General features: G+C 55.4%; 12 protein-coding genes. 9 read left to right on the forward strand and 3 right to left on the reverse strand.

The window, feature by feature from the left end; translation table 11 throughout:
* Window positions 1-8: 8 nt before the first annotated feature.
* The 3 genes from GOV89_RS12205 (at window position 9) to GOV89_RS12215 (ending at window position 3,647) form a co-directional block, all read left to right on the forward strand.
* Window positions 9-1,271 carry a transporter substrate-binding domain-containing protein gene (locus GOV89_RS12205; protein ID WP_171238304.1) on the forward strand — a complete coding sequence of 421 codons (1,263 nt, stop codon included), beginning with the start codon at window positions 9-11 and terminating at the stop codon, window positions 1,269-1,271.
* 43 nt (window positions 1,272-1,314) lie between these two features.
* A complete protein-coding gene (locus GOV89_RS12210; protein WP_171177005.1) occupies window positions 1,315-2,421 on the forward strand; it encodes a transporter substrate-binding domain-containing protein in 1,107 nt (368 codons plus the stop codon).
* A 236-nt stretch (window positions 2,422-2,657) separates the two neighbouring features.
* The gene (locus GOV89_RS12215; protein ID WP_348540078.1) at window positions 2,658-3,647 is read left to right on the forward strand and encodes a glycosyltransferase family 2 protein; all 990 of its coding nucleotides are present in this window, start codon (window positions 2,658-2,660) and stop codon (window positions 3,645-3,647) included.
* A 489-nt stretch (window positions 3,648-4,136) separates the two neighbouring features.
* Here GOV89_RS12215 and GOV89_RS12220 read toward each other — a convergent pair whose 3' ends face one another.
* The 3 genes from GOV89_RS12220 to GOV89_RS12230 form a co-directional block, all read right to left on the reverse strand.
* Window positions 4,137-6,350, reverse strand: a complete 2,214-nt coding sequence (locus GOV89_RS12220) for an NADP-dependent isocitrate dehydrogenase (protein WP_171177000.1) — start codon at window positions 6,348-6,350, stop codon at window positions 4,137-4,139.
* Between the two features lie 319 nt (window positions 6,351-6,669).
* Window positions 6,670-7,728, reverse strand: coding sequence for an ABC transporter ATP-binding protein (locus tag GOV89_RS12225; protein WP_171176998.1), 1,059 nt, complete (start codon window positions 7,726-7,728; stop codon window positions 6,670-6,672).
* Window positions 7,725-8,531, reverse strand: a complete 807-nt coding sequence (locus GOV89_RS12230) for an IclR family transcriptional regulator (protein WP_171177301.1) — start codon at window positions 8,529-8,531, stop codon at window positions 7,725-7,727. The genes GOV89_RS12225 and GOV89_RS12230 overlap by 4 nt, the downstream gene beginning before the upstream one ends.
* 140 nt (window positions 8,532-8,671) lie before the next feature.
* On the opposite strand from GOV89_RS12230, the gene GOV89_RS12235 reads away from it, so the two are divergent.
* The 6 genes from GOV89_RS12235 (at window position 8,672) to GOV89_RS12260 (ending at window position 15,664) form a co-directional block, all read left to right on the forward strand.
* The gene (locus GOV89_RS12235) at window positions 8,672-9,931 is read left to right on the forward strand and encodes an ABC transporter substrate-binding protein (RefSeq protein WP_171176996.1); all 1,260 of its coding nucleotides are present in this window, start codon (window positions 8,672-8,674) and stop codon (window positions 9,929-9,931) included.
* A gap of 93 nt (window positions 9,932-10,024) precedes the next feature.
* Window positions 10,025-10,951, forward strand: a complete 927-nt coding sequence (locus tag GOV89_RS12240; protein ID WP_171176994.1) for a carbohydrate ABC transporter permease — start codon at window positions 10,025-10,027, stop codon at window positions 10,949-10,951.
* A 1-nt stretch (window position 10,952) separates the two neighbouring features.
* A complete protein-coding gene (locus GOV89_RS12245; protein WP_171176992.1) occupies window positions 10,953-11,801 on the forward strand; it encodes a carbohydrate ABC transporter permease in 849 nt (282 codons plus the stop codon).
* A 22-nt stretch (window positions 11,802-11,823) separates the two neighbouring features.
* Entirely contained in the window at window positions 11,824-13,164 is a 1,341-nt protein-coding gene (locus GOV89_RS12250) for an alpha-glucosidase/alpha-galactosidase (RefSeq protein ID WP_171176990.1), read from the forward strand.
* A gap of 26 nt (window positions 13,165-13,190) precedes the next feature.
* The gene (locus tag GOV89_RS12255; RefSeq protein WP_171176988.1) at window positions 13,191-14,900 is read left to right on the forward strand and encodes an IlvD/Edd family dehydratase; all 1,710 of its coding nucleotides are present in this window, start codon (window positions 13,191-13,193) and stop codon (window positions 14,898-14,900) included.
* Window positions 14,900-15,664: an SDR family NAD(P)-dependent oxidoreductase gene (locus GOV89_RS12260; RefSeq protein WP_171176986.1), complete on the forward strand. Its 765-nt coding sequence runs from the start codon at window positions 14,900-14,902 to the stop codon at window positions 15,662-15,664. Before GOV89_RS12255 ends, GOV89_RS12260 begins: the two co-directional genes overlap by 1 nt.
* The last annotated feature ends 3 nt before the right edge of the window (window positions 15,665-15,667 follow it).

Raw genomic sequence — 15,667 nt, forward strand, 5'->3', positions numbered from 1 at the left:
CAGGACTCATGAAAAAACACCTCATCATATCCAGCCTTGCTCTTGCTGCCGCCACCGGCGCAGCGTCGGCGCAAGAGGCTTGTACCAGCTATGAAATCCAACGCGGGGACAGCCTGCGCGAGTTAGCCATTGAAGTTTATTCGACCGAAGATTTTCGGATCATTTTCGATGCGAACCGGGATGTCATTGGCTCGAACCCAAACATCATCCGGGTGGGCGACGTACTTGAGCTACCGTGTCTTGAGGATATAGGTCGTGCACCTGTCCTTGCCGATACCGAGGCAGAACGCCTAGCCGCGGAAATGGCTGCAGAACTGGTAAAGGCCGCCGAAGAGCGCGCCGAAAAAGCCGTGGCCGAAGCAGAAGCCCGCGTGGCAGCAGCTGAAGCGGAAGCAAAGAAAACCAGTGAAGAAGCAGTTGTTGCAGCACGGGCCGCGGCCAAAGAAGAGATTGAGGCCGCCCGTTCTGAGGCAGCCGCTTTGATCCGGAATGCCGACACCGGCGAGCGTCCGAAAATCCGAGACCGGCAGCTTTTGCTGATCACGGGCGGGAACTATGCACCGTTCACCGATGAAGCGCTGCCCAACCGGGGTCTTTACACCAGCCTGGTGGAAACAGCCATGCTGCGTGCCGCACCGGAACAATCCTACAAGATCCAGTTTGTGAACGACTGGTCATCACATTTGGACCTGTTGATGCCCACGCTGGCTTTCGACGGCACTTTCCCCTGGTCGCGCCCAAACTGCGAAGAGGCAGAAGCCTTGTCCGAAAGCGATCGCACACGGTGTGAAACCTACAATTTCTCGAACCCGTTTTATGAAGTTGTGGACACATTCTTTGCGCTTGACGGATCGGGCTATGAACAAGCGTTCAGCTATGCGGACTTTGCAGGTACAACGATTTGCCGCCCGGAAGGCTGGTCAACATCCCACATGGATTCTGTCAGCCTATATGAACCGATCATCAAGCTTTTGCGCCCTGTTTCGCCCGATGATTGCTTTCACGCAGTAATAGAAGGTCGCGCGGACATCGTTGCAATCGAAGCGCATCTGGCGGTCGAGGCGATCTCGCGGCTGGGATACGAACACCGGATAATCGAAAACCCGAACCTGGCGGCAATCAAGTCACTTAACGTCATGACCCACAAAGATAATCCTGACGGGGAAGCGATCCTTGAGACGCTGAATCAGGGTCTGGCAATCATGCAGCAATCCGGAGAATGGCGCGACATCGTGTCGACCGCTCTGCGGCATCAAATGGAAAACGGATAAGGCCCCAACTGGCCTGGCAAAACTAAGTCTGGAGGACGTGGACATGTTTGAATTCAACCTTAAGAAAGTGGCGATGTCGGCGAGTGCCGTCACGGCTCTGAGTGCGGGTGCAGCAGCGGCGCAAGAAGCCTGTACAAATTACACCGTTGCAGATGGTGACACGATGGCGACCATTGCAATTGCAGCCTATGGCACCTCGAACTATCAGCCGATCTTCAACGCGAACCGCAACATCATCAACAACCCGAACGCACTTGAGCCCGGTTTGGTTTTGGCATTGCCTTGTGAAGATGGCAGCCTGCCAAACGGCCAATCCGCGCAGGAAATCATCGCAGCAGAAGAACAGCGGGCGGCCAGCGTCAAGCGTTCGAACGTCTACGCTCCGCCGATCAAGATGGTTGCCGGTAACGGCTGGGAACCGTTTACAACTGAGAATCTTAGCGGTGGCGGCATCATGACTCGTCTGGCTACCACTAGCCTCCAACGCGCGGGTAACCAACGCGATTATTCGGTCAGTTTTGTTGATGACTGGAGCTCGCACCTTGATACCCTGTTGCCACTTGGTGCGTTTGACATCTCTATCGCTTGGACTGTCCCGGATTGCACAAACCGTACATACGAATGGTCAGCCGAAACAACCGCGCGTTGTACCCAGTTTGTTGCGTCGGTGCCAGTCTACGACGTTGTCGGCGGCTTCTTTACTCTGCCGGAAAGCCAGTATGCAAGCGCTACGGATTTCAGCGATCTTGAAGGTTCCACCATCTGCCGGATGGCAGGTTGGAGCATGGTTGTTCTGGAAGAAGTCGGTTTGAACCGTGAGAATACAACTGTCGTCCAGCCGAATTCCGCGCGTGAATGCCTGGATGCGGTTTTGACCGGCACGGCTGATGTGGCCGCGTTCGAGGTTGATCTATTCGCATCCACGATGAACGATATGGGCTTGACCTCGTCTGATATCATTGAAAACCCATATGTTTCGACACTGTCGTCGATGAGTTTCCTGGCGCATCGTACAAACCCGTTCGCGCGCGAGTATATTGCGATGATGAACAAAGGCCTAAACGAAATGCGTGAGTCCGGTGAATGGTACGCGATTATTTCGGACTCGCTGCGTGAACAAAATGCAAAACTGAACGCAGCTTCGAACTGATCCCTCGGTTCAGCTGAAACTATGGGCCGGTCTACGCACCGGCCCTTTTTTCTTGCCTGAGCGTACATGATTTTGTCGTAGGACAAATTTTGGCCGTTTATCTGCTGCATAATCGCCTCATCAGCATTTCAGTCTAAGGCTGAAGCGCAATCATCAATCCCTTGATGGGATAGCAAGAGCATGGGTCACGCATGATACAAGGTGCCTTGGATCTCAGGAAAAGATCGGTGACACCGGTGAACAGACCGGACTTGGAAATTGCCGTGATCTTGCCATGCTATAACGAGGCGATTGCCATCGGCGAAACCGTCAAGCAGTTTCGCGCAGCCCTACCGGATGCAGTTATCTATGTCTTTGACAACAATTCTACGGACGACTCTGTCAGGATTGCAGAAGAAGCCGGTGCACTGGTCTTTTCAGAACCGTATCAGGGCAAAGGCAACGTTGTGCGCAGAATGTTTGCTGATGTTGACGCCGATGTCTATGTCATGGCGGATGGCGATGCGACTTACGACAGCTCGGCTGCACCGGAACTGATCAACCTTTTGGTGTCAAAGAACCTGGACATGGTTAACGGCGCGCGGGTGAACGACGAAACGGACGCATACCGCCCGGGCCACAAATTTGGAAACGCCGTGTTCAGCGGGCTCGTGAAGTTTTTCTTCAAAAGCAAAATCAACGATTTGCTGTCCGGCTACCGGGTATTCAGCAGACGGTTTGTGAAAAGTTTTCCTGCAGTTTCGAATGGCTTCGAGATTGAAACCGAGCTTACCGTGCATGCGATGCAGATGCGGATGCCGGTTGGTGAAGTTGAAACACACTATTTCTCACGGTTGCCGGACTCGAATTCCAAACTGGCCACTTTTTCGGACGGGTGGCGCATACTCAAGATGATTGGCCTGCTGATCAAAGACGAAAAACCAATCTCGTTTTTCCTGTCTTTGGCCTTGTTGGCATTTTTACCCTCGCTGTTGGTCTTTATTTCGGTTTTCCGCGAGTTTCTGGATACCGGTCTTGTTGACCGGATACCGTCGCTGGTTGTTGCCGTGTCGGGATTTGTCGCATCGATGTTGTTCATTGTTTGCGCCCTTATCATGCAGTCTCTTGCCCTTGCACGGCGAGAGGCGCGGCGTATGTCCTACTTGCAATATGAAGGTGTGGCCGCATCAGGTGCGAACAGGATGCAGTCTTCCCTTGTACAGCCGCAGGCACGCCGTTTCGGCTGAATTACAGCGCACTCCAAAACATTCCCTTGCTCAACCGACCGCGCACAGCCGCAGCTGACGCGAATCTGACAGGATTGGTTTGGTCAGGGTTAATCTCGAGATTTTGGGCTTTGAAAAGCAAAATGACCAGCACCCCAAATGCTGGTCATCTTCTGAGTGAGTGATAGAGCCCAAGGGGCCTCACCAGTGAAATTCTTTGTTGTCACAGGTGTAACTTAGGCTCATTCCAGTTTCTATTGGGGGAATCCCGTAGGTGGATGAGGTATTCTTGTAACCATCTGAAATAATGTACTTAAAATCTCATACAGGAGTACTGTAATGCAGTTTCGTATTCGGTCCAGCACCGTAGATGAAGTCGTTGATCCTCTGCTTAAATCGGCACGTTTATCGATGACCTGTCGTCACAATAATTAAGGGGCCGCACTCTCTGCTGGCCCCTTTTCTTAGCTTACAGAGTAGATGCACGTGCATCTGCTCTGTCGGTACCGATTACCCGATGATCGCGTTCAGTGTCGCACTTGGACGCATTACAGCGGCCGTTTTGGCGGGATCGGTGTGGTAGTATCCGCCCAGATCCGCAGCAACACCCTGAGCCGCAGCCAGTTCCGACAAGATTTTTTCTTCCTTATCGGCTAGGTCTTTGGCCAGGGGCACAAACTCCGCCGCCAGATCAGCATCATCGGATTGCGCTGCCAGAGCTTCTGCCCAGTAGCGCGCGAACCAATAGTGGCTGTCACGGTTGTCCGGCTGGCCTACTTTGCGGCTGGGCGAGCGGTTGTTGTCCAGAATGCCCTGCGTTGCAGCTTCGGCAGCAGCACCCAGAACACCTGCCTTGGCGTTGCCTTTGCTGTCAGCAAGGAAGTTCAGAGATTCACCAAGCGCACAGAACTCACCCATCGAGTCCCAGCGCAGGTGGTTTTCCTCAACCAACTGCTGCACATGCTTCGGAGCGGACCCTCCTGCCCCGGTTTCAAACAATCCGCCGCCATTCATCAGTTTCACAATCGACAGCATCTTGGCCGAAGTACCCAGTTCGAGGATCGGGAACAGATCGGTCAGATAGTCCCGCAGCACGTTGCCGGTGATGGCAATCGAGTCGTTGCCAGCCGTGATGGTTTCCAGCGATTGACGGGTGGCTTCGCGCGGGGCCATGATCAGGAACTTGTCGGCAACGCCAGCGGCCTCGAGCGCCGGTTTGACGTATTTGATCAGTTCGGCATCATGGGCGCGGTTTGCATCCAGCCAGAAAATCGCCTCGGACCCGGTCAGGCGCTGACGGTCCATCGCCAGTTGGATCCAGTTCTCGATCGGTGCTTTCTTGACGGTGCAAGACCGCCAGATATCACCGGCCTCGACCTCGTGGCTATGCAACGTTTCACCATTCGCAAGAACGATGCGGATCGTACCATCGGCAGGGGCTTGGAACGTGGTCGGGTGCGAGCCATATTCTTCGGCCTTCTGTGCCATCAGGCCGACGTTAGCGACTGCACCTGCGGTCGCTGGGTTTAACGCGCCGTTGGCTTTGAAGAACTTGATGGTTTCGTCATAGACCGGCGCGTAGCAGCGGTCAGGGATCACACAATTGGTGTCACCCTTGGCGCCTGTCTCATCCCAACCCTTGCCGCCTGCACGGATCACGGCAGGCATAGAGGCGTCGATGATCACGTCTGAGGGCACGTGCAGGTTGGTGATACCACGATCCGAGTCGACCATGTACATCGACGGACGATCACCTTTGATCGCATCGATGGCGGCCATGACATCGGCGTTGTCTTTCACACGATCCAACAGGTCGCCCAGGCCCGAATTCGGGTTCACACCCAGTGCGTCCAATTCGGCACCAAATTGCTCAAACACCGGGGCCAGCCACGCTTTGACGGCATAGCCGAAGATGATCGGGTCGCTGACCTTCATCATCGTCGCCTTCATGTGCAGCGAGAACATGGTGCCGTCTTTCTTGGTGTCCTCGATAGCGTCGGCAAGGAAAGAAGACAAAGCCTTGACCGACATGAAGGTCGCGTCGGCCACAGTGCCTTCTTCCAGCGGCCAGGCGTCTTTCAGAACGGTGATGCTGCCGTCTTTGCCGACAAACTCGATATTTGCGTTGCCGGCCTGAGCAGCGGAAATGGTCGCGGACTTTTCGTTGGCATAAAAGTCGTTGCCGGTCATGGACGACACTTTGGTTTTGCTGTCCGAAGCCCATTCACCCATCGAATGGGGGTTCTTCTGGGCATAGTTCTTAACCGCACGCGCCGCTCGACGGTCGCTGTTGCCCTCTCGCAGAACCGGGTTCACGGCCGAGCCCTTGATCGCGTCATACCGCGCGCGGATTGCTTTTTCTTCTTCTGTGGCCGGTTCTTCAGGATAGGCAGGAATGTCATAGCCTTGCGACTGAAGCTCTTCGATGGCGGCAACCAGCTGCGGAACCGAGGCCGAGATATTCGGCAGCTTGATGACATTGGCATCCGGTGTTTTCACCAGGTCACCCAACGCGGCGAGATCATCGGTAATGCGCTGCGCATCTGTCAGCTTCTCAGGGAAAGTTGCCAGAATGCGCCCAGCCAGTGAAATGTCCTTGGTGCCAACGCTGACGCCCGCAGCAGATGCGAACTTGCGGATGATGGGCAGGAACGAGGCGCTGGCCAGCTCGGGCGCTTCGTCTACAATGGTATACAATATGTCGAAGTTCGATTTATCTGCCATATTCTTTTACCTTTTTTAAGCCTTTCGGGGCGTGCGATCTAAGAGTTAAGGGCCGCAAAAGCGCGGCGCGGGAGGGGCGCGATCACGATACCGCCCCTGGGTGACTCTGTTTTGACAGGGCTTCCCTTAAATCAGGTTTGGCTTGGAATCAATCGCCTACAGGCGCGCGTTTTGCCACGGGTCAGATTTGAGTGTCGTGAGTTTCGTACGGCAAAACGTTCCAAACGTTCGCCATTAGTTGCTCTGCTTTGAAGCACGCAACACTATTCAGCGGTACTTTGCGCATGCGCAACCAAACTCTCGGTCCAGGTCCAGCGGATTACCGAAACCTCTGCCCTGTTTCGGGGTCGAACACCATAGCGCGGTCAGGTTGGATCGAGATACCAATCCGTTCGCCTGTTTTGCTGCGTTGATCATCCCGTTCCTCGACAATCAGCTTGTCGCCATTTGGGGTGAGGAGATACGAGTAGGAAACGCCCCCAAGCGCTTCGGTCAGGTCCACGGTGCAAGTGTCTGCCGCGCGATCAATCTGAATATGTTCCGGGCGCATCCCCAAAGTAACTTTTACCTGTCCGGCCGGAATCGTTGCCGAAATCGGCAGCGGTTGCGCCAGTGCGGGATGTGTGACGTGCCCATCGGCATAGTCGCAGTCTAAAAAGTTCATCGCGGGTGAGCCAATGAAACCGGCCACAAATCGGTTGTCGGGATCGCGGTACAGATCCATCGGGGCACCCACCTGCTCGATTCGACCATCGCGCAGAACAACGATCTTGTCGGCCATGGTCATTGCTTCGACCTGATCGTGGGTCACATAGATCATGGTCGCGCCGATTTCCTGATGCAGACGCGCGATTTCGACCCGCATCTCGACCCGCAATTCGGCGTCGAGATTCGACAAAGGTTCATCGAACAGAAAAACCTCGGGCCCGCGAACAATGGCCCGACCGATTGCAACCCTCTGCCGTTGGCCCCCTGACAGAGCCTTGGGTTTGCGCTTGAGGTATTGATCCAGCTTCAGAATGTTCGATGCTTCCTGAACCTTCTTTTCAATCTCGGGTTTTGCAACACCGTTCATGCGCAGGCCGAACCCCATGTTTTCGGCGACCGTCATGTGCGGATAAAGCGCGTAGGTTTGAAACACCATCGCGACCCCACGTTTTGCAGGGTCCATATGCGTGACGTCCCGCGCACCTATGTGAATCTGACCTTCTGACGTTTCTTCAAGCCCGGCGATCATGCGCAGCAAGGTGGACTTGCCGCATCCAGAAGGGCCAACAAAGACGCAGAATTCACCGTCGTCGATCTGCAGGTCGATCCCGTGAATGACCTGTGTCTGACCATACCGCTTGATCGCCTGGTTCAGAGTTACTCCCGTCATGTCGCTTGCATCCTGTCATTGCTGTGGTTTGGGTCCGTTTCGGGAAAGCGCCATGCCTGCGCCTCGGCCCCGATCTGTTCGGCCACGCGGCGTAGACGCGGCACCCAGGCTTCGAGTTGTTTGAAATCCATCCGTTCCGTCGAGCCTGTCACGGAAATCGCGCCCAGCATTCGACTGTTGGACGTCAGAACCGGGCAGGCGATACAGATGATACCGGGTTCGTGTTCTTCATCATCAACAGCGAACCCGCGGTTGCGTATCCGTTCGAGGTCGTCGCGCAGCGCCTGTTCCGAGGTGAGGGTCTTGTCAGTGAAGCGGTGATAGCTTTGTTGGGAAAGGACCCTGTTCAGCGCCTCCTCCCCCAAAAACGCCATCATCGCCTTGCCAACCCCGGTGCAATAGGCGGGCCCGACTTTGCCGGCTTGCGAATACATCTCAATGGGCTGCGCAGCGTTGCGTTTGTCGACGTACAGAACCTGGCCTGAGTCGAGCTGCGCCAAATGTACAGTTTCACCTGTTTCCCGGCTCAACGCGTCAAGGAATGGGCGTGCTATTGGGGCCAGAGAGCTTTGAGTCCACGCGGCATGGGCAAGGCGAACCAACCTCATACCAGGCGCATAGGTTTGTCTGTCCGGGTCGTAAGACAACATTCCCTGATTCGTCAGGGATTGAAGGAACCGGTAGAGCGTTGCCTTGGGAAAGGCACTGCTGTCCAGCAGTTCAGAAAACCGCACAGGGCGTTGAAATGCCGCGACGTGATCCAGCACGTCACATGCTTTGCCTATGGTTCCATCACCTGACACGGGCTTGCATTCTCCTCCGTTTTCCATCGCTTCCTCTCGATGGGTCTTGACAAGACTAACCGAGTCGATGTGTAGTTTTCAATATATAAAACTTGGTTTCAATATTTGGAACCTCACATGGGAGCAACAGGGAGGAGACCATGTATTCCACTTTCAAGCGCACAACGGCTGCGCTGGCGCTTGGCGTCGCAATGGCGGCGCCAGCAGCTGCGGAACTGACCGGAGAGCTGCGCATTTTCCTGGACACGTCAAACCCGGCGCCGCGTGCGACGATGGAAGCGATGATCGAGCGGTTTGCGGAACAGCATCCAGGTTTGGAAATCGAAACCACCGTGATCGACCGCGAAGCTTATAAAACGCAGATTCGCAATTTCCTCACGGCCGATACTCCGGACGTGGCCACTTGGTACGCAGCCAATCGCATGAAGCCGTATGTTGAGGCAGGCCTGTTTGAAGACGTATCAGACCTGTGGGCCGAGCCTGAAATTGCCGAGAACCTGGCTTCGACCAAAGGCGCGATGACCATCGATGGCAAGCAGTGGGGTGTGCCGTACACCTACTATCAGTGGGGCGTTTACTATCGCAAAGACATCTTTGATGAGCTGGGCCTGAGCGAACCGACGACTTGGGAAGAAGAACTGTCCAACTGCCAGAAGATCGTCGATTCAGGTCGCGCCTGCTATACCATCGGCACCAAGTTCCTGTGGACCGCCGGTGGCTGGTTCGACTACCTGAACATGCGCACCAACGGGTTTGACTTCCACAACCAACTCGCCAATGGCGAAATCAGCTGGGAAGATGATCGAGTCAAACAGACCTTCGCCAACTGGAAACAGCTGATCGACATGGGTGCGTTCATCGACAACCATCAGACCTATAGCTGGCAAGAGGCCCTGCCCTTTATGGTCAATGGCGAAGCCGCTGCTTACCTGATGGGCAACTTCGCCGTTGCGCCGTTGCGTGATGCCGGTCTGACGGATGATCAGCTGGACTTCTACCAGTTCGTTTCGATCAATCCCGACGTCGAATTGGCCGAAGACGCTCCGACAGACACGTTCCACATCCCGGCCAATGCGTCCAACAAAGAAGCCGCGCGTGAGTTCCTGCGCTTTGTGGTTTCGGCAGACGAGCAAACCGAGATCAACAATGGTGCAAACCTAGGTCAGCTGCCTGTGAACGCGCAGTCTTCGGTGGATGACGACAAGTTCCTGCAGCAGGGCTTCCAAATGCTGTCATCAAACAGCCCCGGCGGTGTCGCTCAATTCTGGGACCGCGATGCTCCGGCTGAAATGGCCAAAGTTTCGATGGAAGGTTTCCAGGAATTTATGGTCAAGCCGGACAATGCTGATCGTATTCTGGCGAAACTGGAACGCGCCCGTCAGCGCATCTACGACAACTAAGCGGATCGGGCCGGGCTAATTGCCCGGCCTACCTATCCCCTGAAATGTAGGACGGACTTCAGCCCGCCACCCCTTATCACCCGGAACACCGTCATGACCGTTGCCGCCGACATCCCAGAACAAGAAAGCTGGTTTCACCGCAACCAGCAGCGAATTGCGCCGTGGTTGTTCCTGGCGCCGGGTCTGCTGTTCTTCATGGTCTATGTGATCATCCCGGTATTCCAATCCTTCAACCTGTCCCTTTACGAATGGGACGGTTTGGGCGCAGCCGAATATGTCGGGTTCCGGAATTACGAAGACCTGTATTGGGAATGGGTGGATCGGGATGCTTTTTTCATCTCGTTGAAAAACAACCTGATCTGGCTGATCCTTTATCTTCTGGCGATTCCGGCGGGCCTGTTCATCGCATTATTCCTGAACCAGACGGTTTGGGGCATCCGCCTGTACAAATCCCTGTTCTTCTTCCCGTTCGTAATCTCTCAGGTGGTCGTGGGCCTTGTATTTACGTGGTTTTATGACCCGACCTTCGGGCTCTTGAACGAATTCCTTGGTTTCTTAGGCCTTGGCCCGCTGAATGTGCTGGGCGACGAACGGTTCGTCACCTATGGCATCATCTTCGCCGGTCTTTGGCCGCAAACCGCATATTGCATGATACTGTATCTGACGGGCTTGAACGCTGTGGATCCGGAACAGATTGAGGCCGGGCGATTGGACGGTGCAAAAGGGTGGAGAATGCTGTGGCACATCATCCTGCCACAACTACGCCCCGCCACCTTCATCGCATTTGTTGTTACAATCATCGGCGCTTTGCGCAGCTTCGACCTGATCTCGATCATGACCCAAGGCGGACCCTTCGGATCATCTAGGGTGCTGGCCTACTACATGTTCGAGGTTGCCCTGTCCGAATACGGCTTCCGCATGGGATATGGCGCTGCAATCGCAGTGATCCTGTTCCTCATCATGCTCTGCTTCATCGCCTACTTCCTGTGGTCGATGTACCGCGAAGAAAAGGGGCACTGAGATGTTTCCCAAACCCATCGAAAAACAACCCCGAGCGGCGCAGATCACCTATCAGGCCATGCTGCCGCTGGCCTTGTTGCTATGGCTGGGTCCACTGCTGGCGGTTGCCCTGTTTTCGGTCAAGCCCGCCGCGGATTTCACAAACGCCAATTACTGGGGATTGCCATCAAGCTTTGAAGGTGCGTTCAACTATGGGCAGGTATTCTTCAACTCGGACATGCCGCGCTATCTGTTGAACTCGTTCATGATCACCATCCCAACTGTGATCGGAGCCGTCGCGCTTAGCTGCATGACCGGGTTCGCGTTGGGGATCTACAAGTTCAAATCGAACCTCTGGATCTTTTTCATGTTTGTCGCGGGCAACTTCGTACCCTTCCAGATTCTGATGGTACCCGTACGCGACCTCACCCTTGAACTTGGTCTCTACAACACAAAAACCGGCCTTGTCCTGTTCCACATCGCGTTCCAGACCGGGTTCTGCACCCTGTTCATGCGGAACTTCATTCGCGCCCTGCCCTTCGAGTTGATCGAAGCTGCTCGGGTGGAAGGCATTAGCGAATGGCGAATATTCTGGTACGTCGTGCTGCCATTGATGAAACCGGCAATTGCAGCGCTTAGCGTGCTGATTTTTACCTTTATCTGGAACGACTATTTTTGGGCCGTCGTGCTGACCCAAGGCGCTGAAAGCCAGCCTGTCACCGCAGGAATCACCAGCTTTAACGCGCAGTTCAGGGCAGCCTATCAGTTAATGAGTGCAGGCTCGATCGTTGCAGCTTTACCGCCGGTTGCCATGTTCTTCTTGATGCAGAAACACTTTATCGCGGGCCTGACCCTCGGTGCCGTAAAATAACGTCAAACCAAGAGTTTGTAAGATGACAAAGATCACCTTTATCGGGGCTGGTTCCACGATCTTCATGCAGAACATCGTAGGTGACGCCCTGCTGACCCCTGCATTGGCCAACAGCCAATTTGCACTGATGGACATAGACCCCGAGCGGCTTGCCGAAAGCGAAGCTGTAGCTCGCGCTATGATCCAGTCGGTCGGTACAGGGGCGACGGTTACAACCCATACTGACCGCCGCGCTGCGTTGGATGGCGCAGATTTTGTCATTACCGCCTTTCAGGTCGGGGGGTATGAGCCCTGCACTGTCACCGATTTCGAAATCCCCAAGCAATATGGCCTGCGCCAGACCATTGCCGACACGCTGGGCGTCGGTGGCATCATGCGCGGGCTGCGCACGGTTCCTGTGTTATGGGACGTAGCACGGGACATGATGCAGCTCTGTCCCAACGCAACACTGCTACAATACGTAAACCCGATGGCGATCAACACCTGGGCCTTGGCCGAGCAATTCCCCAGCCTAAAACATGTTGGTTTGTGCCATTCGGTTCAGAACACGGTCGAGGAACTAGCTCATGATCTGGACCTGCGCAAAGAGGACATCCACTACAAGGTTGCGGGCGTCAATCATGTGGCCTTCTTCCTGAAACTTGAACATCAAAACAGCGATCTCTACCCCGCTTTGAGGCAGGGGTATGCCAATGGCCAAATCCCAAAACCACCCCTGCTGATGCCGCGCTGCCCCAACAAAGTGCGTTACGAAGTAATGGACCACCTGGGCTATTTCTGCACTGAAAGCTCGGAACATCTGGCGGAATACGTCCCGTGGTTCATCAAGGACGGACGCCAGGATCTGATCGAACAGTTTTCGATCCCGCTGGACGAGTACCCAACCCGTTGTGTCGAACAGGTCGCTAACTGGAAAGAACAGGCCAAGACGTTGACCGACGGCCGCGACATTGAAGTCATTCGAAGCCACGAATTCGCGGCCGACCTGATGAACGCCATCGTCACGGATACGCCCTATACAGCCTACGGCAACTTGCCCAACACCGGTCAAATTCCCCAACTTCCACTGGGTGCCGCTGTCGAAACGCCTTGCCTGGTTGACAGTAATGGTGTCCAGCCTTCGGTTGTCACGGACATCCCGCCCCAATTGATCGCGTTGATGCGCAGCCAAATCAATGTGCAGGAACTGACGGTCCGCGCATTGGTCGATCAGAACCCCGAATACATCTATCACGCCGCGATGATGGATCCACACACCGCTGCCGAATTGGACCTTCGTCAAATCCGCAGCCTGGTGAGCGATCTACTGGACGCACATGCAGACTGGTTGCCGGATTGGTGCAAACCCGCCAAAGCCGCCTGACCGCGAGACTAGAAGGCTAACAAAAAATGACAAAAAAGCGCCGCTCATCACATTGGTATGGAAAACTCGACAAGGACGGGTTCATCCATCGTTCGTGGATGAAGAACCAAGGGTTTCCTGACCACGCTTTTGATGGGCGCCCTATCATCGGCATCTGCAACACATGGTCCGAACTGACGCCTTGTAACTCGGGCCTGCGCGATCTGGCCGAAGGCGTCAAACGCGGTGTGTGGGAGGCAGGTGGCTTTCCGGTCGAATTCCCCGTCATGTCACTGGGCGAAACACAGATGAAGCCGACCGCCATGCTGTTCCGCAATCTGCTGGCGATGGATGTCGAAGAAAGCATCCGCGCATACGGAATTGATGGCGTTGTCCTGCTGGGCGGGTGTGACAAGACAACGCCCGGGCAGCTGATGGGCGCAGCCTCGGTCGATTTGCCGTCAATCGTGGTCAGCTCCGGCCCGATGCTGAACGGCAAATATCGCGGGCAGGATATCGGTTCGGGCACCGACGTTTGGAAATTCTCCGAGGCTGTCCGCGCTGGGGAAATGACGCTGCAGGATTTCATGAACGCCGAATCCGGCATGTCTCGCAGCGCGGGGGTTTGTATGACCATGGGGACTGCCAGCACCATGGCCTCGCTGGTTGAGGCGATGGGTATGTCCCTGCCTACCAATGCTGCCCTGCCCGCAGTGGATGCCCGCCGTATGGCGCTGGCACATCTGACCGGCAAACGGATCGTCGAGATGGTGGGCGAAGACCTGAAGCCCTCGGACATCCTGACCAAGGAAGCGTTCGAGAACGCCATTTTGGCGAATGCTGCTGTGGGTGGGTCAACCAATGCTGTGGTCCACCTGTTGGCTCTGGCAGGCCGTGTAGGAGTTGATCTAACGCTCAAGGACTTTGAGATTGGGTCTGAGATTCCTCTACTGGTGAACTGTATGCCTTCGGGCAAATACCTGATGGAGGACTTCTGCTACGCAGGCGGGGTTCCCGTCGTGCTGAACGAGCTTAAACCCTTCCTTCGCCAGGCAAAAACCGTGTTGAACAAGGACATTTCAGCCCATTATGAAGGGGCCGAGTGCTTCAATACGGACGTCATCCGCCCTTTCAACGATCCGGTGAAACCTGCCGCCGGTCTGCGCGTCTTGCGAGGCAACTTGGCGCCCAACGGGGCGATCGTGAAACCATCGGCGGCGACGGATGAATTTCTGGAAACCGAGTCCGAGGCTTACGTTTTTGAAAACATCGAAGACCTGAAAGCCAATATCGACCGAGATGATCTGCTGGTCACACCTGATACTATTCTGGTCCTGAAAGGCTGCGGCCCCAAGGGATATCCCGGCATGCCCGAGGTTGGCAACATGCCGATCCCGGCCAAGCTGGTGAAAGAGGGCGTGCGTGACATGATCCGCATCTCAGACGCGCGCATGTCCGGTACCGCTTATGGCACTGTCATTCTGCATGTCAGCCCCGAAGCGCAAGCCGGTGGTACACTGGCACTGGTGAAAACCGGTGACCGCATTCGTATCTCGGCCAGCAAGGGTGAGATGGAATTACTGGTTGATGAAGCGGAACTGGACGCCCGTCGCGCCGCGTGGCAGCCGGATGAGCCGTATTACTCCCGTGGTTACGCGAAACTTTACATCGACCACGTGCTTCAGGCAGATCAGGGCGCTGATCTTGATTTCCTTGTGGGCAAAGACACTCGCCTTGTAACCAGAGAGAGCCACTGATGCCCCAACTAGCAACATTTCATGACCTGAAAGGGGCGTCTGTCTATATCACGGGCGGAGGCTCGGGCGTCGGCGCGGCGCTGACAGATGGTTTTATGGCTCAGGGGGCCAACGTTGCGTTCATCGGTCGCTCGGACGCCAGCGGGTTTGTTGACGAGATGCGCGACAAGCATGGCCGCGCGCCGCTTTTCATGCAGGGTGACATGACCGATACCGAATTGCTGCACGCAACCATGCGCAAGGCCGCCGACGTACATGGGCCTTTGCATGTACTGGTCAATAACGCGGCCAACGATCAGCGGCACGCCTTGGACGAAACAACGCCAGAGTTCTGGGACTGGATGATCGAGGTCAACTTGAAAGCCTATTACTTCGCCTGTCAGGAAGCCGCCCGGCAGATGAAAGACGGGGGTGCGATCATCAATTTCAGTTCAATCAGCTATATGATGGGCAACGCGGGCTATCCGATCTACACGACGTCAAACGCCGGGATCACGGGCATGACACGCTCTTTGGCGCGCGAGCTTGGGCCACAGAACATCCGGGTCAACGCCCTGGCGCCCGGCTGGGTTCTGACGCAGAAACAGCTGGACATGTGGGCCACGCCCGAAGATTTGGCTGCACATCTGGACCGGCAATGCCTGAAAGAGCATCTGACACCTGAAGACATGATTGCGCCCACCCTGTTTCTGGCGTCTAAGGCCAGCCGCGCGATGACCGGCCAATGCGTGGTCGTTGACGGTGGCGTTGTGGTTACGGGGTGACGT

This window comes from Ruegeria sp. HKCCA5763, assembly GCF_013034545.1.
Taxonomy (GTDB): Bacteria; Pseudomonadota; Alphaproteobacteria; order Rhodobacterales; family Rhodobacteraceae; genus Ruegeria.